Source organism: Spirosoma terrae (genome assembly GCF_010435915.1).
GTDB lineage: Bacteria > Bacteroidota > Bacteroidia > Cytophagales > Spirosomataceae > Spirosoma > Spirosoma terrae.
On sequence record NZ_JAAFZH010000002.1, the window covers coordinates 365,103 to 388,167 of the forward strand.

The window sequence follows — 23,065 nt, forward strand, 5'->3', positions numbered from 1 at the left end:
GACTGTTTTTTAGCTGGTGGTATGGAAATTTTCCGGTATCATTATAGAGTTAAATGGATCTGAACACAAGATAAATCCCTTCATCAATAGTGCCTACATTGTCCATGAAGAAAAGCCTCCTGACAGGCATTTTTTTATTGCCCCTGTTCTCATCATATGCTCAGCAGCGCCCTGCCCTAACGACAAGGGATTATGAACAGGCTCAACGATTTTTGTCTACAAACGCTGAGCAACTAATCGACCATGCTTCCGTCCGGCCAAACTGGCTCCCCAACGATCGGTTCTGGTATCGCGATTTAACCGCCAATGGAAGCGAGTTCATACTCGTAGACCCCGCCAAAGGAACCCGTACGACTGCCTTTAATCATCAGCGGTTGGCCGACAGCCTGTCGAAGGTGACGGGGAAGAAGTATGCAGCCGCTACGTTGCCGTTTCAGACGATTCGTTTTTCGCCGGATGAGAAAGCGATTATCGTTCAGGTCGGTGGCAAACAATGGAAAAGCAATCTCCAGACGTATCAGATTACAGCCGATTCGTCGCCCGTTACGTCAACTCCTGAACCAGGTGGTCGACCCGCCAGGGGAGAAGGGGGTATCGAGGTTTTATCGCCCGACCGAAAACGGGCTGCTTTCATCAAAGACTATAATCTCTGGCTACGTGACGTACAGACGGGAAAGGAAACGCAGCTTACGACCGACGGCATCAAGGATTTCGGCTATGCGACCGATAACGCTGGCTGGAAATCGAGCGACCGAGCTATTTTAGCCTGGTCGCCGGATTCGAAGAAGATTGCTACGTTCAGGCAGGATCAGCGGCAGGTCAGCGATATGTATCTGGTCACGACCAATGTAGGAAAACCGACCTTGAAACAGTGGAAATATCCTTTGCCCGGCGACAAGGATATTCCGACCATCGCCCGAGTTATCATTGAGGTCGATAATCCAAAAGTGATTGCGTTACAGATTCCGCCCGATCCGCACAGAGCTACGTTGAGCGATGATATTGCGAGTAGTGGCACATTTGACGATGTCAACTGGACAGAGGATGGGGCTAAGCTGGCTTTCGTATCGACCTCCCGCGATCATAAAGAGGAAAAAATACGTATTGCCGATGCCGCAACGGGCGCCGTGCGGGATGTATTCAACGAAATAGTACCCACTCAGTATGAATCGGGCTGGGGCGCCATCAACTGGCGCTACCTTGATAAATCGAATGAGTTTATCTGGTTTTCGGAACGCGATAACTGGGGGCATTTATACCTCTATGATGCCACGACAGGAAAGCTGAAAAATCAGATCACCAAAGGCGACTGGCTTGTGACAAAGCTGCTTAAGGTAGATGAGAAAAAGCGGGTGCTCTATTTCATGGCCAACGGTCGGCAAGCAGTGAATCCTTACTTTGGGCAACTCTGTAAAATTGGATTTGATGGCAAGAACTTTGCTGTACTCACGCCCGAAGAAGGAAATCACCAGGTGACGCTATCGCCTTCGGGAAACTACTTTGTGGATAGTTACTCAAAGCCAGATGTACCACCCGTTACGGTGGTACGTAATGCTGAAGGCAAACTCATTGCTACGCTCGAAAAAGCCGATATTTCGAGGCTGACGGCCACCGGCTGGCAGCCGCCGGTTCCGATTGCACTCAAGGCATACGATGGCAAAACAGATATCTATGGATTGATGTACCGGCCTACGAAACTTGACCCTGCCAAAAAATACCCGATTATTGATTATATCTATCCAGGCCCACAGGGCGGAAGCGTTGGGAACTGGTCGTTTTCGGCAGCCAGGAAAGATAATCAGTCACTGGCCGAATTAGGGTTTATTGTAGTGGAGATCGAAGGAACCAGTAACCCATTACGTTCCAAAAGCTTCCATGACATGAGTTATGGCAATATGGCTATTAACACGCTCCCTGACCAGATCACGGGTATTCGCCAGCTGGCGCAGAAATTCGGCTATATCGATACGACTCGTGTAGGTATCTGGGGACATTCGGGCGGTGGATTTGCTACCGCGACGGCTATGTTCCGCTATCCAGACTTCTTTAAAGTAGGTATTTCGGAGTCGGGTAACCACGATAACCGTAACTATGAGGACGATTGGGGTGAGCGCTATAATGGGTTGGCTGCCAACGTCGATTATGAAGCGCAGGCTAATCAGAATTACGCTAAAAATCTGAAAGGCAAACTCATGTTAGCGCATGGTATGATGGACAATAACGTACCGCCTTACAATACGTTACTGGTTGTCGAAGCGCTCGAAAAAGCTAACAAGGATTATGATCTGGTTATTTTCCCAAACAGCGCCCACGGCTTCGGCGTCTACAATCCTTATATGATGCGTCGGCGCTGGGACTACTTTGTCAGGAATTTGCAGGGCGCTGAAACACCCCACGAATTTTTGATCGATATCAAGCCCGATCCACGTACTAGTGTAAGGTAATTCTGCTACGTATCATAATGCATAAAGCCCGCTCAAGCGGGCTTTATGCATTGTCAATAAACGGTTATCGTACTACGATCCGCACATCTCGCAACCTTCCGGGTCATCGAGCGAGCAGGTCATAGCTGCGTACTGCTGCTCCAGATCCGTTACCATCGGAACAGGGGTAGGAACCGCATTCGTAGCATGCTCTTTGGCGTACTGCGCGTAATCGAGTGGTTTTTCGACAGGTGCTGTTTCGGCCATGGCTGGTTCGAGCTGGGGCTCGGCCTGAGGCTGAACAACCGTGAACTTAACCGCATCGGCAGCCGCTTTTGTGCGCAGGTAATACATACCCGTTTTCAGACCCGCCTTCCAGGCGTAGAAGTGCATCGACGTCAGTTTGCCGAAGTTCGAATCCTGAATGTGAATGTTCAGCGACTGCGATTGACAAATGTAGGCACCCCGGTCGGCGGCCATATCGATGATGTTCTTCTGCTTGATCTCCCAAACGGTTTTGTAAAGATCTTTGATGTTTTGTGGGATACCTGGAATTGCCTGAACCGAGCCGTTAGCCAGAATCAGGTTATTTTTCATGGTATCGTTCCACAAACCTAGTTTCACTAAATCTTTCAGCAGGTGCTTGTTAACCACCACAAATTCGCCCGATAGTACGCGACGGGTGTAAATGTTGCTCGTGTAGGGTTCGAAGCATTCGTTGTTGCCAAGAATCTGCGAGGTCGAAGCGGTTGGCATGGGGGCCAGTAGCAACGAGTTCCGAACACCGTGTTCAACAACGTCGTTACGTAGTGATTCCCAATCCCAGCGATTCGATTTTGGCTTAACGCCCCACATGTCGAACTGGAATTGACCCTGCGAAATTGGTGAGCCTTTCCAGGTTTCGTATGGGCCGTATTCTTTCGACAGTTCCATCGAAGCCGTCATAGCTCCGAAGTAAATGGTTTCGAAAATATCTTCGTTCAGGCGACGCGCTTCGTCCGACTCAAACGGCATACGTAGCATAATGAAGGCATCGGCCAGTCCTTGTACGCCCAGACCAATTGGCCGGTGGCGCATGTTGGAACGACGCGCTTCTTCTACTGGGTAGTAGTTGAGATCGATAATTTTGTTGAGGTTACGCGTAGCTACTTTCGTAATCTCATACAATTTCTCGTGATCGAAGCGCAGAATACCGTCGTTACCACGCGTGATAAACTTCGGTAGCGCAATCGAGGCCAGGTTACAAACCGCTACTTCGTCAGGAGCTGTATACTCGATGATTTCCGTGCAAAGGTTCGACGACTTGATGGTGCCGAGGTTTTTCTGGTTCGACTTTTTGTTCGCAGCATCCTTATATAGCATATAAGGCGTGCCGGTTTCGGTTTGCGACTCCAGAATTTTGAACCACAGATCCTGTGCTTTCACAGTCCGGCGAGCGCGGCCTTCACGCTCGTAGCGTGTATACAAAGCCTCAAATTCTTCGCCGTAACAGTCAGCCAGACCAGGACACTCGTGTGGGCAGAACAACGACCACGTATCGTTATCTTCTACGCGTTTCATGAACAAATCGGGCGTCCATAAGGCATAGAACAGATCGCGGGCACGGTTTTCTTCTTTCCCAGAGTTCTTTTTCAGGTCCAGGAAGTCATAAATGTCGGCATGCCAGGGTTCCAGGTAAATCGCGAAAGAACCTTTCCGTTTACCACCTCCCTGATCGACGTAGCGGGCTGTATCGTTAAAGACACGTAGCATCGGGATAATACCGTTGCTGGTTCCGTTAGTCCCCTTAATGTACGTTCCCGTAGCCCGGATGTTGTGAATACTCAGACCAATACCACCAGCCGACTGCGAAATCTTAGCCGTTTGTTTCAGCGTATCGTAGATCCCTTCGATTGAATCGTCCTGCATGGTTAACAGGAAGCAGCTCGACATCTGTGGCTTCGGCGTTCCGGCATTGAATAGCGTTGGCGTAGCGTGCGTAAACCACTTCTCACTGAGTAAGTTATAGGTTTCAATCGCAGCGTCGATATCATCCATATGAATACCAACCGCTACCCGCATCAGCATATGCTGCGGGCGTTCAGCAATACGGCCGTCGATTTTCAGTAGGTATGACTTCTCCAGGGTTTTATAGCCGAAGTAATCATATCCATAGTCGCGGTCATAGATGATGGTCGAATCGAGTAGCGCTGCGTGGTGGCGAACAACCTCGTAAACTTCCTTTGAAATCAACGAAGCATTTTCGCCGGTTTTAGGATCTTCGTACGTATACAGGCGCTTGATGGTGCCGGAGAACGATTTGTTGGTCTCTTTATGCAGGTTCGAAATAGCAATCCGAGCAGCCAGGATAGCATAATCGGGGTGCTTGGTGGTCATCGAAGCGGCTGTTTCGGCTGCCAGATTATCCAGCTCAGTGGTTTTTACGCCGTCGTAGAGGCCATTTACCACTTTCATGGCAACCTCAACAGGTTGAACATAAGCCGGGTCAAGACCGTAGCACAGTTTTTCAATCCTGGCGGTAATCTTGTCGAACTTGACCGACTCCCGGCGTCCGTCACGTTTGATTACGTACATGAGCGTTTGGGTTAGATTTTATAGTATATGAGAAAATTTTAATTCAATAATTGGGCGACTATAGGAGGTTATTGTCAGCTAGGAATAATAGTAATAAAGTAACCTGAATAGTAGAACTGTGACCGTTAAGCGTAGTTACGATGTAACGGAGTCTTAAAGTTCTATTGAAATAGACGGAAAATCAACCAGGATGGTTCGGTCGTTTTCGCGATTCGTTGAAACGTGCAACTCTAGCTAATGGGTTAAGAAATTGTTAAGCCGTAAGGCTTAGTGACTTAACAATACCCGATAGACGAGTCGAGCTAAAAAAAATAAAAGAGCGATTTTACTTTGCGGTCTCAAATCCAAACCTGACTAAGAGAGCCGTACTGAAGAAGTGTAAAGACTCCTGAAAATAGGAAGAAATAGGACAGTATCAAGGCTTTGTTAAGCGATTATTAGGCAACGGGACAGGTTTATCCGCTTGATAATCAAACAGAAAAAGAACCTGAAAAACTGCTTGTCAATCCCGGTATAACACCGTACCTTTGCAGTCCTTTTCGGTCGGAAACCGAGGAGATGACAAGAAACTGAGATTTAGATCATGAAAAAGGGCATTCACCCGGACTACCGCGAAGTGGTATTCCACGACCTGTCGAGCGACTATAAATTTGTGACCCGCTCAACCGTTCAAACTAAAGACACTATCGAGTTCGAAGGCAAAAGCTACCCACTCGTTAAAATTGAAGTTAGTTCGCAATCGCACCCATTCTACACGGGTAAGAACGTACTGCTCGATACAGCTGGTCGCGTTGACAAATTCCGTAAGCGCTACGGCACCAAATAAGCTTATTGTATTTTTAGTCGAAAAGCCCCGATACAAAGGGGCTTTTTGCATTACTTATCCATTGTAGCGCCAATGCCTCAAATTCGTCATTTGACTGCCTATCTGGAAAGCCTGGCTCCGCTGGCTTATCAGGAATCGTATGACAATTCTGGCCTGATTGTGGGTGATCCAACAACGGAGCTCCAGGGCGTGCTGGTAACGCTTGATGCCACGGAAGCCGTTATCGACGAGGCCATTGCCAAAGGCTGCAATCTGGTGGTAGCCCATCATCCCATCGTGTTCAAGGGGCTAAAAAAACTAAATGGCAAAACCTACGTTGAACGCACGGTCATCAAAGCCATCAAACATGACGTAGCCATTTACGCGATCCATACCAATCTGGACAACGTAGTGGGGGGCGTCAATTTTAAGATTGCGGAGAAGCTGGCGCTGCAGAACGTACGAATTCTTGCCCCTAAAACACAGGTGTTAAGCAAACTCGTTACGTTTGTTCCGGTTGCCGATACGCAGCGTGTCCTCGATGCTCTTTACTCGGCAGGGGCTGGACAGATTGGCAAGTATAAAAATTGCAGCTTCCGGGTAAATGGCACTGGTACGTATCAGCCCGGAGAGGGTGCGCAGCCTGTCATTGGCGAAGTGGGTGATTACCATGAAGAGTCTGAAAATCGGCTCGAAGTGATTTTTCCATCTCATCAGCAGGGGCAAATGCTGGCAGCGTTACGTCAATCGCACCCGTACGAAGAGGTCGCTTATTATTTAACGGCGCTTGATAATCAGAATCAGGAGGTTGGCTCCGGTGCTGTCGGTGATCTGACAGAGCCATTAGAAGGGGCGGCCTGGCTGGCCTATCTTAAGCAACGTATGGGGCTGAATCTGATTCGATACACCCCTTTACTCGATCGGCCAATCCGGCGTGTGGCCGTTTGCGGGGGCGTAGGAAGCTTTTTGCTATCGGATGCCATACGGGCTGGAGCCGATGTATTCGTTACGGCCGACTATAAGTACCACGAGTTTTTTGATGCCGACAAGCGCATTCTGATCTGTGATATAGGTCATTACGAGAGTGAAGTCTTTACAAAAGAGTTAATTAGCCTGCATTTGGCAAAAAAATTCACTACTTTTGCGGTAATTTTAGCTGAAACGGACACGAATCCGGTTCGCTACTTCATATAGCACTAACAATTTTCCGAATGGAACTGACGATTGCGCAAAAATTAGACGCTCTTCTTAAACTGCAATCCCTTGATTCTCAATTAGACGAACTCATAAAAATTCGCGGTGGCCTGCCCGAAGAAGTACGTGATCTGGAAGACGATATTGCCGGCTTCGAAACGCGTATTGGGAAGTTTCAGGCTGAAATCAAGACGCTGGAAGAGGATATCGAGCGCAACCGCATTACAAAGAAAGACGCCGAGAAGCTGATTACAAAATACAAGGATCAGCAGATGAACGTGCGGAATAACCGCGAATTCGACGCCATTTCGAAAGAGATTGAGTTGCAGTCGCTCGAAATCGAGTTAGCTGATAAACGGATCAACGAAGCTCAGTTCCGCGTGCGGGGTAAGGAAGAAGAGATTAAAACAACGCAGGCTGCGCTGAACGAACGGAAAGAAGACCTTAAGGCGAAAAAGCAGGAGCTTGATCAAATTACGTCGGAAAGCCAGGAAGAAGAAAAGGAAATCATTAAACAGCGCGACGAGCAGTCGACAAACGTAGAACCTCGTTTGTTGAACTCTTACAACAAAATTCGGAGCAATGCGCTGAATGGGTTGGCGGTTGTAACCGTAAAGCGGGGTGCTTGTGGTGGCTGCTTTAACGTAGTACCTCCTCAGCGTCAGGCCGATATTAAAGACAAAAAGAAAATTATTGTCTGCGAACACTGCGGCCGGATCTTTGCCGATGTTGAAGGGGCCCCTGAACCAGCTACGGTTGGTCGTGGTCGCTAATAGCACGCTAATTATGAAATTGTTGACGCCAAAAGCACCGGGCATTTGTCCGGTGCTTTTGTTTTTGCTGTGTAGCCTGCCTGTTTTTCTGAAGGCCCAGGATTTTAGCTGGACACCGGGGATGCAACAGGCTTACGTGGCGATGCACAAGCTAAAAATGCCTGCTGCCCGCCAGTTGCTGGCCAAAGAAAGAACCTACAACGGCATCCGTATCTTTCTGGACGATTATGCCGATATGATTACGCTGGTAACCACCGACGATGACCGGGCTTTTGCCAGCCTGAGCGACCGCGAAGATGAGCGGCTCAGCGCGCTGAAAAAACTGGATGAAGATTCGCCGTGGCAACGTGTCCTGCAGGCCGAAGTGCGGTTGCACTGGGCGTTTGTAAAGCTGAAGTTTGGTAAGGAATTAAGTGCTAGCTGGGATGTAATTCGGGCGTATAAATTGTTAGCGGCTAATCAGAAACGTTTTCCGGATTTTTTGCCGACCTATAAATCATTGGGAACGCTGCATATTATGATCGGCTCTGTACCAGATAATTACAGTTGGGTAGCTAACTTACTGGGCTTTCACGGTAACGTTCAACAGGGGCAGCAGGAACTGCTACGGGCGCAGCAAGACCCTACATTTCGATTCGAAGCCCAACTGATTGACCTGATGGTACGGGCATACGTACTAAAATTCACGGATTCAGATGGGCAGGAGCTGAAGCATCTGATCGCTGATAATGACGACAGCCTGCTGCTTCATTTCTTTGGAGCAACCATTGAGCAGAAAAATGGACGTAGTGAGCAGGCGTTGACGTACCTACAGGCTCGACCAACTGGCGCTACGTATCAGGCAATGCCTATCATCGACAACATTCTGGGCGATATTTATCTCCAGAAAGGACAGTATGCGACGGCAATCGCTCATTTTCAGGCATTCCTGAATACGTATAAAGGCCGAAACTTTGTCAAGGATTCATACTATAAACTGTTCTTGTGCCATTGGCTGGCCAACGAACCGGAATTGAAAGCTCGCCCATTTTTACAGAAAGTAACAGCGGTAGGACGAACGACTGTTGAATCGGATAAGGCGGCTCAGAAGTTCGCTCAGGCCTATCTAAAACAAGGTGTGTCGCCGAATCAGAAAGTGCTGATGCGGGCGCGTCTGGCTTCCGATGGCGGATTTACGGATAGTGCGTTAGCGTATTTACGGCCTTATACCGAAACGAAATTCCCAGTGCTGGCCGAAAAGGCAGAATTTAACTATCGGCTGGGGCGTATCTATCAGCGCCGAAAGGAACCAGACGTAGCGATATCGTACCTGAAACGGGCGTTGCTGCTAAGCGATTCGCGCGACGGCCAGCGCGAAGAACTTTCCTTTGGTGCTACGTCGGCCTTGCAGTTAGGCTACATTTACCAACAAAAGAATGACCGAACGCAGGCTCGGTTATTCTTTGAAAAAGCACTCGCTTTTAAGCATCACGAATATAAAAACAGTGTCGATAACAAAGCCAGGGCAGCTTTGAGTAGCCTGTAGACGTATTGTAAAAATAGATACGCCATGTCTCCAAGACATGGCGTATCTATTTTTACAATACGTCTACAATTAGTCATCAATAATTAAATCATCAATCAGTCCTGATTGACCACAATTCTGATGAAATTGATAATATGGCTCACTACCACCAAACCAGTTGAGGACTGATTGCTTCATTAGCCTGGTTGGTTTGGGGTCAGTAATACGTTGATAAGAGCTGTAAGGATATTGGGTAAAGTCAGTACACATGCCATGAGCTTGTGGATTCCTGTGAATATAAGCGACTAATGCCGTAAAGTATTGATCGGAATTAACCCATTTTCTTCTGAAGTTCTTTTCAAACAAACTGCCTGTTCGCTGCTCCTGAACTTTTATCGATTTGGCATATGACATGAAAAAACGTCGGAAAAGCTCGCTAATAATACGTTCTGGCACCGTAATATATTCAGTACCAGAATGAAGTTTTTTCTCAGTTTCTAATAAACTGCTAAAGGCTTTGATACGGACTAGTAGATGAAAGTGATTAGGTAATAGACAGAAGGCATACGTCTCCAGGTAGGGGCTTAAATAGTAATCGTATTTTTGAAGGAAATATGTATAGTTTCGATCCTGATAAAATATATTGTCGCCATTATTACCTCGATTATAAATATGATAGTATTGTTCTTCCACTAACGGTGGATAGTATTCATGACGATGGGTAGGCATATACTTTATAGTAAGTCACCAAACTAGCAAAAAAATAGATACGCCATGTCTTGAAGACATGGCGTATCTATTTTTTTGCTAGTTGATCTTTAATTACGCCAGTGCAGCTACACCGGGTAGTGTTTTACCTTCCATGTATTCGAGCAGGGCACCGCCACCCGTCGATACGTAGCTAACACGGTCGCCATAACCCGCCTGGTTAACGGCTGAAGCGGAATCGCCACCACCGATCAGCGAGAACGCACCGTTTTCTTCTGTCGCTTTGACGACCGCTTCGGCGATAGCATTGGTGCCCGTAGCAAAATTCGGGAATTCAAATACACCCATTGGACCATTCCAAAGGATGGTTTTAGAATTCAGAACGACGTCCGTAAATAGTTTGATAGTTTCTGGACCAATATCCAGACCCTCCCAGCCATCCGGAATTTCGCCGGTTGCCACAATCTGGCGATTGGCATCGTTCGAGAAATCATCAGCACATAGGTTATCGACAGGCATATAAATCTTAACGCCTTTTTCTTCCGCCTTTTTGAGCAGTTCCAGTGCCAGATCCTGTTTATCGGCTTCGAGCAGCGACTTTCCAATAGCGCCACCCTGTGCTTTGGTGAAGGTATAGGTCATACCACCGCCAATGATCAGATTATCGACTTTATCGAGCAGCTTTTCGATAATCAGAATTTTATCGGAAATCTTGGCGCCACCCATAATAGCGGTAAATGGCCGTTCGGCTTCTTCCAATATCTTTTTGGCATTGTCAAGTTCAGCCTGCATCACGTAGCCAGATACCCGATCCTCGAAGAACTGGCCCATCACGGCCGTACTAGCGTGAGCGCGGTGTGCTGTACCGAACGCATCGTTTACCCAAACGTTGCCAAGCTTCGCTAATTTCTCCGCGAAGGCAACATCGCCTTTTTCTTCTTCTTTATAAAAACGTAGATTTTCCAGCAATAGGATTTCGCCCGGTTGCAAGCTGGCTGCCTGATCGATGGCTGATTGACCAATGCAATCATCCGCAAATTTAACCTCGCGGCCAAAGGCTTCTGTCAGCGCTGGCAGCAAATGCTTCAGCGAGTATTTTTCTTCAGGACCTCCCTTCGGGCGACCCAGGTGCGACATTAAAATGGCTGAACCGCCGTCGTTCACGATTTTCATGACGGTTGGAATGGTAGCCTTAATGCGCGTATCGTCAGTGATGTTGAACTCCTTGTCGAGTGGTACGTTAAAGTCAACCCGAACCAGGGCTTTCTTCCCAGCGAAATTATAAGAATCTACTGTTTTCATGCGACTGCGTATGGTCGTTGGTTTGCGGGGCCAAACTTAACGGTTTTTTAGCAGAAGCGGGTAGGGAAATCAGTACTTCCCGGCACTTCCTCCTCCGCCAAAGTCTCCACCGCCAAACTTTACATCGTGTTTTGGCGCATGGCTGGCTCCGGCAGCGGCCTGGATGGTGGTAAGCATTTCGCTAGTTAGAAAGAATTCATCCGGCGAATCGTCGTCGGGAGCGTCGGTAAAGCCGTTTTTGGGTTTACGTAAATACTGGATACCTGTTATGGCTAAACCAACCAGTACGACGCCCCCAATCGTCAGCGCTACGTTCAGTGGAACCAGCGCTTTGTATTCGTGGAACGTAATGAAGGCAGCAATTAGCCCTAAAATGCCCAAAATGATCAGCATCCGGTCTTTTTTCTGTATGCCCTGCCACAGATAAAGAACAGGAATCACGAACGTTAACAACCAGAATAAAATGGCCAGACTAATTTCAGGCGCTTCGGCTGGATGTGGTTTAGTCAATAAGCCGTTTAATTCCCGAACCACGAAGTAATTGCCACTAGCGGCTAAAACGATCAGAGACAGCCACTGAGCCAGATTCAACGGATCGGTGTAGTAGGCTGAACGTAGTACTGACTGGGAGAGAATGATGTTGGGGTTTCTGGTTATGACATATAAAATCCCTGAAACAGCCATCATCACAAACGGTAAGGCATCTTTTCCCCAGCTAAACTCCAGCAGCCCGTCGAAAATAAACGTGTATAAAGCGGCTATGGCGAAAAACGCAATCAACGTATCGCCATAATACCAAAGTACCAATAGCAGGAAGGGCAGGGTAAACAGGCAGTGGGTGGCTACCGATAGGCCATTGGGCAAAAACTGGTTAAGGCCAAAAACCACAAAGCCGGTTTGCATAACGACAAACGCGTTATCGACTCCGTTCCGATAAAAGGATCGCCGTTGGATGAGCAGCCGACCAATAAGACCCGTGCCGAGGCCAAACAGACAATTAAAGATCCCATACGTAATATCGTCGCTGAACAGCGCTGAATAAATGCTGGAAGGAAGTAAATAACAGGCCAGAATGGCTACGGTCGTGAACAGAAAAAGGCCAATCTCGATGAAACCGTTCGTTTGCCGGAATTCAACGGGGTAGTGTTGACGAACGGCTTGCATTTGCTCACTGGTCAGCAATTGTTTCTTGTGCCAACGTTCGGCCTGATTAACGATTTCGCGATTATAAATCCATTGCTCATTATAGGCTTTCATACCGATGCGTTACGTTTGGGTAGCTGGCTGATTAAATAATAAACAACGCCAATGCCGGTTAGAATAAAATACCAGTAGTAGGTGCCATCATTATCGGGGTGGACGTAGTGAAAAAACAGGTACGTAGCGCCGATATAGCCATAAACAACGCTCATGAGCAGAAACAAAAACGACTGCTCACGCCTGGCGTAGCGGTCCAGAACAAAGCAGGCAGACACTAGTCCCAGAATAAATACCACCCGAAGCTCTTCGAAATTGAACAGACCCCCAAGCAGCGCTACCATAAGCAAGTTTCCGGCAATGGTTAAATACGTATAGGTAAAATGCGCTTTGATCCGTTGCCGCTCCAGAACGAAAGCCAAACCAATCAGAACCAATCCTAATGCGATGGCCGAAAAAACCGTTTCCTGATCGAAGAAATTGGTTTTAAAATACAGTTCCAGCGGGCGAACCGTAACGCCTACCCACGAAATTAAAGCGGTCAATCCCATGCCTAATACGCCACGATGATCGAAGCGATAGGCGAGGGGCAGGAAAACAGCCGCCGGAATCAGCGTGACCAGACCGTAGCGTGTTCCAAATACGTTATATTGATACTGAACGTAGCCTTCCAGCGTCAGAAACAGCAAACAGGCCAGTAGTAGTGCATAATCGCCGAATGACGAGCGGCTTTTCGCTTGGGCCGTTGTCCATTCGGGGCGATATTTCCAGGCGAACCAGAAACTTCCAGCGCAGGCGGCTGCAATAACGGCCAGCAAGGCGTTGTGCCCGATTTGGTCGAAGTTGTCGTAAATCAGTAAGCCCAATCCCGAACTCAGCGCCAGAATCCCTATATAGAGCATGGCACGCAATTCCCAATGCAGCGAGAAGGGTTTTTGCCGTTCATACTCAGTTAGTGCAGACTGCTGTTCCGTCGATAAAATTCCTTGTTTATCCAGTTCATTCAGAACCTCAGTTGGGGACATAACTAGTCTTTTTTTTGTTTTGTAAATAACCCATAAGGCTGCTTATTGTATGGTTGGACGCCAGAAAATTGTTCTTACGCCCCGATATTATCTCGATAACTTTCGCTACGTGCTGGACTTTGTCAAACGCTTGTATGGCGGTTTGCTCAACGAAGCCGAGTGGGATTTTATCCGCCGATTCGACGCATTAAGCCTCGATGCCCAATGTCTGTATGTACGGTTTAGTAACCGCAAAGGACTCTTTTTTCGCGTTAACAAGCTACAGTATACTGAAATTACTGACCTACCGGCAGCCGTTGACGAGTTGATCGTAGCTGGATTTGTTGACCGTTTATCGGCGCATCACGAGCCTATGGGCGACGATGCGCTGAGTGTGTTCACCAAACCCGAATTGTTGGATCTGCTGCCGCTGGAACCGGAAGAAATTAAGCCACTTAGCAAAGAAAAGAAAGAAGGCGTAGTTCGCTACGCGATGCAGGAGCTGGATTTTGGCGAGATCGTAACCAGCCTGACCACGCGCGAAATCGTGGTGAAAATGAATTTCGAGGCCGAAGGGATGATGATCAAATACCTGTTCTTTGGCAATCGGAGTGGCAGCATGACCGAGTTTGTTGTTCGGGATTTGGGGATGGTCAACTTTGAGCGCTACGACGAAAGCAAACTTACGGCCCGGTTTAGAACCCGTAAAGAGGTAGAGGATAAGCTGTTGATATCGCTGACGAGCGAAGAGTTTTATGAACTAAAAGAAGCCGAGACGCCCGCCGAAGATATTTATAACTGGTTTTTGAACTGGAACGAAACCCGGCCCGAGCTCACCGAAATCGCGATTCCGAGTTATCAGAAACTGGTTGTTCGGGTGGGCGCTTATCTGGAGCGCCAGAAATTGCCCGAGCAGGCCCTGGCCGTTTATGAACTCTCCGATCGTGTGCCGGCCCGTGAACGTCGGGTCCGTTTATTATTCCGGAATGGTTCGGTCGAGGAAGCGCTGGCCCTTTGTGATGAAATTGCCGTTAACCCATATAATGCGGAAGAACGCTACTTCGCCAATGACTTTCGGGAGAAAATTCTGAGTACCGGCGAAAAGAAACGACCTCGAAAAGCCACCACCCGGTTCTTATCCGATGCCGAAAGCGTAAACATTCCGGCGGCCTACCGGCATCATGTCGAAGCGGGAGTCATGAATTATTATCTGGAACAGGGTTACGACGCGGCTTTCACCGAAAATTATCCGTGGCGGGGTTTGTTTGGACTGGTGTTCTGGGATATTATTTATGATGCCAATGTGCAGGCTATCCACCATCCGCTTCAGCGGGCTCCGTCGGATTTTTATCTGCCTGACTTTTACCATAAGCGCGAAGAACTGCTCAGAAAGCGGCTGGCCGAACTAACCACAAAAGACGACTGGCGTCGGCATACGGGCCGAATGTTCAATGCGAAGTACGGCATCACCAACGTATTAGTCGACTGGTCAGATGAATTGCAGGCGCTCGTTCAACGTATCATTGATCTGCTGGATATTGAACAGCTACGACTGATTCTGCTCGAAATGGCCCGTAACGTTCGCGAACATACCCGAGGCTTTCCCGATCTGCTGGTCTGGAATGAGCAGGGGCAATACGACTTTGTAGAAGTGAAGTCGCCGACCGACCACCTTGGCCCTCAGCAACTTCACTGGCTGGAATTCTTTCAGACGATAGGCATCCACGGGAAAGTGGTGCGGGTAATCTGGGAGCTCTAACGAAAATATTTCTGGGTCAGCGTATCCAAAACCGCTTCATCTTTGCGTTCTTTAGCCGCGAATCTTTTTCTATCATGCAAAGACGGAGTTTTCTTAAACAATCTGGCCTGTTAGCCGCCGGAGCTTTTACCCTTAATCAGCTCGACGTATTAGCGGGTGCTCCTAAAAAGACAATCAACCCGTTTGGTGTTCAGTTATACAGTGCCCGCGACGTATTGCCTAAAGACCCTAAAGGTGTTATGACGGAACTGGCAAAAATGGGTTATAAACAGTTCGAAAGTTTCAGCGGTGCGAAAGGGTTTCTGTGGGGTATGGAACCTAAAGAAATCAAATCGTTCCTGGGCGATCTGGGTGTAAAGATGGTGAGCACTCACTTCAATTATACGGGTGAAGTGAGCAAGCCCGAAGTGCTGAAAAAGAGTATCGAAATGGCGCACGATGCCGGGTTGAGCTATATTCTGTGCCCCTACATCGGTCCGCAGAAAACCTGGGATGACTGGAAACGGATTGCCGATCAGTTCAACGCGGTTGGCGAAGAAGTTAGCAAAGCGGGTCTGAAATTCGGCTACCATAACCACGATTACTCGTTCCGTCCCCTCGATGGCAAGCTGCCGCAGGAATACCTGCTGGACAATACCGATCCAAAGAATGTAATGTTCGAGCTGGACCTGTGCTGGATCGACGTAGCGGGTGTGAACACGGCCGATCACCTGAAAAAATATGGCAAGCGCTATGAACTTTGCCATATCAAGGATTACAAAAAGGTAGACGGTAAACCCGTTCAGAACGACCTCGGCAAAGGTAGCGTAGACTTCAAAACAACGCTACGTAACGCTATGGATAGCGGTATCAAATACTTCCTGGTTGAGCAGGAACAGTACCCCGAGTCGCCAATGGTTAGCCTCAAAAATGACGCAGACTACATGAAAAAACTAAGCGTTTAATTCATTTACCTGTAGCCTGGACGTGAATGCTGGTACGCTAGCCCGGCCAGGCTACAGTTGCTTTACTACGTGTTTGTAGTTTTTGCCAAGTGGCAGTTGTTTTCCATTCTGCAGGTGAATGGTGTTTCCCTCAATATAATGCACAAACTTTCTGTTGAGGATATACGATTTGTGGACTCGCACGAACGTATCGCCCGACAGTTGGCTCTCAAAACTGCTTAGCGTTCTTGCCGTTAACAGGAAACGCTCTTTCTCCCAGACCTTCACGTAGTTCCCCAGGCTTTCCAGAAAATAGACCTCATTCAGATTAACCTGAACCAGTTTTTTGTCTGTTTTAATGTACGTATGGGTCGGTTCGAGGGCAGAAGTAGATTGGGGTGTGAGGGCCGGTGTTGCCGCTTGCTTACGTAGCGTGTACGTTGCCAGGGCGCGGTTGGCCGCTTTCAGAAACCGATCGAAACGAAACGGTTTCAGTAAATAATCGCAGACGTCGAGTTCGAAACTTTCCAGGGCATGTTCTTCATAGGCCGACGCAATAATCACGAGCGGTTGCTGAGGTAAAGTCCGCAGGAAATCCAGACCGCTTAATTTGGGCATTCGAATGTCCAGAAAGATCAGGTCGATTGGCTGCCTGCTCAGAAAGTCCAGTGCTTCGGTGGCCCGGTAACATTGTCCGGCGTTTTCCAGAAATGGTACGTCGGCCATGTAGGCCAGAATCACATCGTGGGCTAGCGGCTCATCGTCCACAATCAGGCAGCGCATTCTCATGACAGATTTAATTGCAATTCGGCAATAAAGATATGGTCTTGTACCGTTGTGGTCAGCATGTGGCGATTAGGATAGAGTAACGTCAGTCTACGCTGCAGATTACTCAGGCCAATCCCCAACGTAGCACCGGATCGGGTGTTTGCTTCAACCGAGTTTTCGCATCGAAAATAAAGCTGTTGCTCATCCGACCGTAATGTTAGTCGCAGAATGGCTTTTTCTTCGGCGGGTTCGATCCCATGTTTGAACGCATTTTCCACAAAAACGATCAGCAGCAATGGAGCAATGGTCGTTTCGTTGTCAGCTACATACAGCTCGAAACGAACATCTAGTTTCTTTTTGAGCCTGATTTGCTGCAATTGGATATAGTCGTTGAGGTAGTTGATTTCCTCCTGAATCCTGACCTGCGGCTCTTTTCCCTTATAAATAACGTAGCGCATCAGTTCCGACAACTGGAGAATGCTTTCGGACGTTTGTTTCGATTGCTGAAGGCTCAGTGCGTACAGATTATTCAACGTGTTGAAAAAAAAGTGAGGATCGAGTTGCTGTTTCAATAGGTCGAGTTCCGTTTGTGTTCGGGCCTTTTCCAGCGCCAGAATCTGGTTGTTTTGCCGGGACCATTGCAGGGCTAAAACAACGGGTAAACTAACCAGAACGATACTCAGGGCAGCAAACGCATTTTCCAGTTTGAACGGATTTGTCGGCAGAATAGGGCCGAAAAGCTGGTTCATGGGTAGCATGCTGATGAATTGGCCCAGAATGGGGTAGAGGAAAGCAACCAGTGCCAAAGCCATTAATACGTACACGACAAGGCCATGTTGTTTCAGGATGCTGGAAACCAGAAAGCGGCTATTGATATAAAAGAAAAAATAGCCGCATACGTAGGTAAGTAAAAATTGAACGGAGATACTAAGGAACGTACCGAAATGGCGAACGATATGCCCAATCCTAAACTCAAACCCAATCAATAACTTCCCGTCCGAATAATAGGCTGGATCGCCCAAGCTGGATACCGCCATAGCACCCAGTGAGCAGGCAATAAAGGTCATACTGAGCAAAATAGCCGTGTCGAGGCTAAGCTTTTTAAACCATTTGCTTTGTCGGCCCCGCTTTTGGTAGTAAGCGTTAGCTGTCAGCAGTAATTCCAGACAATAACTGCCAATGGCTCCGCTGACGATCCATTCGCTGTACGGCTTCGGCAGGAATACAACACCGATAGCGGTGCTGACCGGCAGACAAAGCCCAAAGCTGAACAGCCAATAGGTCCAGTATCGCTTGCTCGACAGTGATTGATGTAATCGTTCTTTATGCCAGGCAAACAACAAGGCTGGGGAGAGTGACGGCGTTAGAACGAGGAGCGTCTGGCCGTAAATTGACCAGGTAGGCGAGGCTGCGGTCAGTGTATAGGAAATACCGAGCCAGAGCAGCAAACCCATAAAAATCCAGAATTCCTGACGCTGGACGTGAGCGAATACGTTGTTCCATTTTGCTGAAACCATCACTAAAAAAAGGGTTTATTCGTCAGCGCTGCAAATCATAATGATGAACGTATTGATTAGGATGACGTACGTAAAAAAACGCGGTCATCCTGTCTGATCGGTCGTTTATCCAGAAGCATTTAACCTTGATCATCTATAGTTGAAGCAACTGTTCTGGCCATCTAGCTTGCGTTCCTAACAAACGATAAGCAGCCGCAATGACCAGACTAACGATTCAAAACCTGACCAAACGGTATAGCAACGGCGTTAAGGCGTTGGACAACGTATCGCTGACTGTTTCTAACGGTATGTTTGGGCTGTTAGGGCCAAATGGTGCTGGCAAATCGACTCTCATGCGTACGCTGGCAGCGTTGCAATTCCCCGATAGTGGACAGATCTGTTTTGATGGGAAAGACATTCATCAATACCCTGGGCCGCTACGTAGTCAACTGGGGTATCTGCCTCAGGATTTTGGCGTCTATCCGAAATTGTCGGCTATCGATCTGCTACATCACCTCGCCCTGTTGAAAGGTGTAACGAATAAAGCGGAACGTAGCGATCAAGTTATGGCTTTGCTCCAGCAAACCAATCTCTATGCCGTCAGGAAGCAGGCAGTCGGTACGTTTTCGGGCGGTATGCGACAACGATTCGGTATTGCGCAGGCGTTGCTGGGAAATCCTCAGCTCGTGATTGTTGATGAGCCAACGGCCGGGCTCGATCCGCAGGAACGAAATCGGTTTCATGATTTGCTGAGCGAAATTGGTGAGCAGGTGGTTGTGATCCTGTCCACGCATATTGTCGAGGACGTTCACGATTTATGCCCTGAGATGGCGGTGCTGGCCAATGGGAAAATCATTCTGCGGGGGCAACCCGCCACCCTGACCGAAGCCCTGAATGGACGCGTCTGGCATAAATCGGTGCCCAAAGAGGCTCTGTTTCAGTATCAGCAGTCTTTTTCAGTGATTTCGACGCGCCGGATGGCGGGAACTATTCATATGTATGTGCTGGCCGACGATTGCCCGGATGTTGGTTTTAAACTCGTTTATCCGGGACTGGAAGCGGTCTATTTTGCTGCTTTGTTGGGTTGCCAGCCGCAGGGAAAGGGGGGGCATATATGGTAAGCTCTTTACTGCGATTCGAGTTCGCCTACCACAGCCGACAACTGACGTTCAGGGCTGCCATATTGCTTTTTTTCGGGCTGGGCGTAGTAGCCACTCAGGGGCATTTTGGCGGGAACGACGTTCATGCGAATTCGCCTTACGTAATAACCTACCTGGTTGGCTTTCTCTCCCTGTTTTCAGCCTTTGTCGGTACGTTGTTCTGCGCGAATGTCGTTCTACGGGACACGACGTACCGGATGGACACCATTCTCTACGTAACGCCCGTCGGGCGATTGACTTATTTCGCTTCCCGGTTCGTAGGCTTGCTGTGTGCCGTATTTCTGGTGCTTTGTTCAGCCGTGGCGGGGATTGCTGTCGGATCAATCCTGCTGAAACCTGAGCAGACCGGCCCTTTTGATCTCTGGTATTTCTGTCAGCCCTTGTTGGTTTTCGGCTTGCCTAATGTACTGTTTACGTCCTGTGCCCTGTTTTGCGTGGCGCTGTTTACCCGGAATCTAAGAGCGCTCTACGCAACAGGAATGCTTTTATACGTACTGTATCTGTTGGGCTCGATTCTGGGTAATTCGCCTGTATTCGCTAATGCTACGATAAAAACGGCTGGGCCAGACATGCTTTCGATTATACTGGACCCTTTTGGACTATCGGCGTTTTTTGGTGAAACCCGTTCCTGGTCTGATGAGCAACGTAATACGCAGCTGTTTCCAGTAGGCCAAACCTTTCTGCTAAACCGATTACTATGGACCAGCCTGTCGTGTTTGCTGTTGGCAGCAACGTATCGTTATTTCCCGTTTCGCCTGCCCATTTCATCCAAAACTGCCCGTAAAAAGCAACGGGAGAAAGCTGTTCGCTACGTTACCTATCGGCGTGTGGTTGTTCAGACAAAAGGGGCGTTGTATGGGTGGACGACGCTCTGCTCCCAGCTAAGAATGGAGATCATTTCGTTACTCAAAGACATTCCGTTCATGGTTATGCTGGGGCTGTGGATATTCGTGTTCACCGTCGAAGTAAATGATGCACTCGTGGGCGGTATATACGGTGTTCGTATCTATCCATCGACAGGGGTTATGGTCGATGAACTCCGTTCCATGCGCCCGGCGATGTTGCTGCTTATTTTTTATGCGGCCGACTTGCTGGAGCGTGAACGAGAAGCCAATATGCAGGCGCTCGTCTACACGACTCCGGTACCCAGTGCCAGTATGTGGGCCGCCAAAACGCTGACACTTGGCGTGTTAGTGGCGATTTTGGTCAGTGTGAACATAGCAATTGGCGTGGCTATTCAGTTGGTCCATGACTATGCCGCAATCGACTTCACTATGTATCTGTCGCTGTATTATTATAGTGGTTTACCTCTGTTTTTACTGGCCGTTCTGGTGGTGTTTATACAGATCATATCGCCCAATAAGTATCTGGGTATGCTGCTGAACGTAGTGGTGGCGGTGGTGTGGCTGTTCAGCCGACGATTAGGGTTGGAGCATTTTTTACTACGTTATGCTACGGTTCCCGATCTACAGTTTTCGGAAATGAACGGCTTTGGCCATTATACAAAAGCATTCTTCTGGTATATGCTCTATTGGTCGGCTTTTGCCGTCGTTCTATCGTGTCTGACGGTGGCTGTCTGGCAACGTAGCCTGTATCAGCGTTGGTGGCAGCGGATCACAGCCATTAGATCATCAGTGAGTAGATTGAGTGTATTGATCGGTATTGTCGGGCTTCTGGCCTGGCTATCGGCCGGGGCATACATCTATTATCAAACGAACGTGGTTGGTAGGTATCGGACACGTAAGAATCAGATCGACTGGCAGATACGTTACGAAAAAACCTATCAGCCTTTGTCGAAGCTACCACAGCCGATTATTAGGTCGGTCAAAACAGTCGTGGCTATACACCCGAAAGCAGGACGGTATACCGTAAAGGGTTGCTACGTACTAAAAAACGAATCCAGTCAGCCACTATCAACAATCTGGGTTGGCGTTGACCCGGACGTGACGAGGTCTACCATCGCTATTTCGGAAGCAAACACACTGCGACATGACGCGGAGTTCGATCAGTATTGGTTTTCGCTGTCAAAGCCGCTCGAACCCGGCGCTGAACTGACACTGACGTTTTCAATGGATGTTGTCCGGTCGGGGTTTATGCCGTTCAACAATGAACATTCGGTCGTGGAAAACGGTACGTATATCGAACTCGAAAAATACGTACCGCAGCTGGGGTACAATAGCCGCTACGAAACCGACGACGCTTTGGCCCGAAAAGAAGGCGGTCTTCCCAAAAAAAATACGGTACGTTCACGTGACAATCAGTACCACCTGATTCACTATGAAACAACCATTTCGACGGAGCCTGATCAGTACGTTGCTACAGTCGGCAATTTGCAAAACTCCTGGACGGCCAATAATCGCCGGTTTTTTTACTACAAAACTTCTGCTCCAATCAACTTCATGTTTGCGCTGAGTTCGGCCAGGTATGTGGTGCATCAGGAGAAATACAAAGGTGTCGAATTACGTATTTGTCATCAGTCAGGGTGGTCCCGTAACGTAGCGACTATGACGCAGGCGATGAAAGATGCATTGGAATACGGGAATAATCAGTTCAGTACGTATCCACTAAAACGGCTTACAGTGGCCGAAATTCCGCACTATCGGGGAGCAGCTACGGCCTATCCGGGGGTGATATTTAGTGCTGAACGTATCAATTTTATGGGCGATTTTCGGGACACCAATCGGCTGAATTATGGGTATGCTATCGTCGCGCATGAAGTGTTGCACCAGTGGTGGGCCAATAAGGTAGCATCGGTTTACGGTCCGGGCCAGGGACTATTGACCGAATCGTTGGCTAAATACGCAGAAGCGGTGATTACCGAAAAAGCTTTCGGTAAGATGAAACTTCGTCAATACTGGCAAGCCGACAATCGGCTCTATTTCTCGATGCGTAATCTGGATGGGCCGGAATTGCCGTTATGTACGTCTGAGCAGCCTGCTGTGTATTATCAGAAAGGTGGACTGGTGATGTACGCCATCAAAGAAGAACTGGGCGAAGCAAAACTGAACCGGGCGTTACGTCAGCTGATCCGTAAACATGCGTATCCGGGTAACAAAGCGACCGTCGATGATTTAGTCCGTGAATTAGGGCAGGAAGCGTCGCTCATCCAGCGTAAACGTATCAGCGACTGGCTGAATAAAGTAATCGTTTATTCCATGAATGTTCGCGTTGTGTCGTGTCGTTCGCTGCCGACTGGCCAATTCAGGGTAACGCTTCGTGTTACGTTGGCGAAAACTGATCAAACGAAGGGAAAACTCCCACCTGATGACTTGATCGATGTGGCGCTGTTCGATCAAGTCGCCGACGACTGGAATCAGACGACAAAACCTGTTTATCTGCAAAAGCACCTGATCACGAAAAACGAAACATTGATTACGCTGACCGTCAGCAAAAGGCCTAAGGCAGTGGCTATTGATCCGTACGGATACGTGTTGGACGAAAATCCGACGGACAACGTAGCAAGTTTTTGACAGGA

General features: G+C 48.4%; 16 protein-coding genes. 9 read left to right on the forward strand and 7 right to left on the reverse strand.

The genetic code is table 11. The features are described from left to right. Window positions 1-104 precede the first annotated feature (104 nt). Window positions 105-2,444, forward strand: coding sequence for a S9 family peptidase (locus tag GK108_RS06570; protein ID WP_163944672.1), 2,340 nt, complete (start codon window positions 105-107; stop codon window positions 2,442-2,444). A gap of 72 nt (window positions 2,445-2,516) precedes the next feature. Here GK108_RS06570 and GK108_RS06575 read toward each other — a convergent pair whose 3' ends face one another. Beyond that, window positions 2,517-4,997 carry a ribonucleoside-diphosphate reductase subunit alpha gene (locus GK108_RS06575; protein WP_163944675.1) on the reverse strand — a complete coding sequence of 827 codons (2,481 nt, stop codon included), beginning with the start codon at window positions 4,995-4,997 and terminating at the stop codon, window positions 2,517-2,519. 583 nt (window positions 4,998-5,580) lie between these two features. On the opposite strand from GK108_RS06575, the gene GK108_RS06580 reads away from it, so the two are divergent. From GK108_RS06580 to GK108_RS06595, 4 genes are all read left to right on the forward strand, one after another. Continuing rightward, a complete protein-coding gene (locus GK108_RS06580) occupies window positions 5,581-5,823 on the forward strand; it encodes a type B 50S ribosomal protein L31 (RefSeq protein ID WP_163944678.1) in 243 nt (80 codons plus the stop codon). A gap of 72 nt (window positions 5,824-5,895) precedes the next feature. Continuing rightward, complete coding sequence (locus tag GK108_RS06585) at window positions 5,896-6,996, forward strand: Nif3-like dinuclear metal center hexameric protein (RefSeq protein WP_163944681.1); 1,101 nt, start codon at window positions 5,896-5,898, stop codon at window positions 6,994-6,996. Window positions 6,997-7,013: 17 nt separating this feature from the next. Continuing rightward, complete coding sequence (locus tag GK108_RS06590; protein ID WP_163944685.1) at window positions 7,014-7,769, forward strand: zinc ribbon domain-containing protein; 756 nt, start codon at window positions 7,014-7,016, stop codon at window positions 7,767-7,769. A gap of 13 nt (window positions 7,770-7,782) precedes the next feature. Beyond that, window positions 7,783-9,294 (forward strand): tetratricopeptide repeat protein, encoded by a 1,512-nt coding sequence (locus GK108_RS06595; protein ID WP_163944688.1) that lies wholly within the window; start codon window positions 7,783-7,785, stop codon window positions 9,292-9,294. Between the two features lie 69 nt (window positions 9,295-9,363). Here the strand turns inward: GK108_RS06595 and GK108_RS06600 are convergent, their stop codons facing one another. From GK108_RS06600 to GK108_RS06615, 4 genes are all read right to left on the reverse strand, one after another. Then, window positions 9,364-10,002: a hypothetical protein gene (locus GK108_RS06600; protein WP_163944691.1), complete on the reverse strand. Its 639-nt coding sequence runs from the start codon at window positions 10,000-10,002 to the stop codon at window positions 9,364-9,366. Window positions 10,003-10,095: 93 nt separating this feature from the next. Next, complete coding sequence (locus tag GK108_RS06605; protein ID WP_163944694.1) at window positions 10,096-11,283, reverse strand: phosphoglycerate kinase; 1,188 nt, start codon at window positions 11,281-11,283, stop codon at window positions 10,096-10,098. Window positions 11,284-11,352: 69 nt separating this feature from the next. Continuing rightward, on the reverse strand, window positions 11,353-12,540 hold the full coding sequence (locus GK108_RS06610) for a hypothetical protein (RefSeq protein ID WP_163944697.1): 1,188 nt from the start codon (window positions 12,538-12,540) through the stop codon (window positions 11,353-11,355). Beyond that, a complete protein-coding gene (locus GK108_RS06615; RefSeq protein ID WP_163944700.1) occupies window positions 12,537-13,505 on the reverse strand; it encodes a DUF2157 domain-containing protein in 969 nt (322 codons plus the stop codon). Before GK108_RS06615 ends, GK108_RS06610 begins: the two co-directional genes overlap by 4 nt. 49 nt (window positions 13,506-13,554) lie before the next feature. On the opposite strand from GK108_RS06615, the gene GK108_RS06620 reads away from it, so the two are divergent. Beyond that, a complete protein-coding gene (locus tag GK108_RS06620; protein ID WP_163944703.1) occupies window positions 13,555-15,243 on the forward strand; it encodes a VRR-NUC domain-containing protein in 1,689 nt (562 codons plus the stop codon). 74 nt (window positions 15,244-15,317) lie between these two features. After that, entirely contained in the window at window positions 15,318-16,187 is an 870-nt protein-coding gene (locus GK108_RS06625; RefSeq protein ID WP_163944705.1) for a sugar phosphate isomerase/epimerase family protein, read from the forward strand. Between the two features lie 51 nt (window positions 16,188-16,238). Here GK108_RS06625 and GK108_RS06630 read toward each other — a convergent pair whose 3' ends face one another. Both GK108_RS06630 and GK108_RS06635 read right to left on the reverse strand, forming a co-directional pair. Beyond that, window positions 16,239-16,949, reverse strand: coding sequence for a LytR/AlgR family response regulator transcription factor (locus GK108_RS06630; RefSeq protein WP_246224733.1), 711 nt, complete (start codon window positions 16,947-16,949; stop codon window positions 16,239-16,241). Between the two features lie 2 nt (window positions 16,950-16,951). Then, window positions 16,952-18,451, reverse strand: a complete 1,500-nt coding sequence (locus GK108_RS06635; protein ID WP_163944710.1) for a sensor histidine kinase — start codon at window positions 18,449-18,451, stop codon at window positions 16,952-16,954. A gap of 197 nt (window positions 18,452-18,648) precedes the next feature. On the opposite strand from GK108_RS06635, the gene GK108_RS06640 reads away from it, so the two are divergent. Together GK108_RS06640 and GK108_RS06645 are read left to right on the forward strand one after the other, a co-directional pair. After that, complete coding sequence (locus GK108_RS06640) at window positions 18,649-19,551, forward strand: ABC transporter ATP-binding protein (RefSeq protein WP_163944714.1); 903 nt, start codon at window positions 18,649-18,651, stop codon at window positions 19,549-19,551. Further along, a complete protein-coding gene (locus GK108_RS06645) occupies window positions 19,545-23,060 on the forward strand; it encodes an ABC transporter permease/M1 family aminopeptidase (RefSeq protein WP_163944717.1) in 3,516 nt (1,171 codons plus the stop codon). The genes GK108_RS06640 and GK108_RS06645 overlap by 7 nt, the downstream gene beginning before the upstream one ends. Window positions 23,061-23,065: the final 5 nt, after the last annotated feature.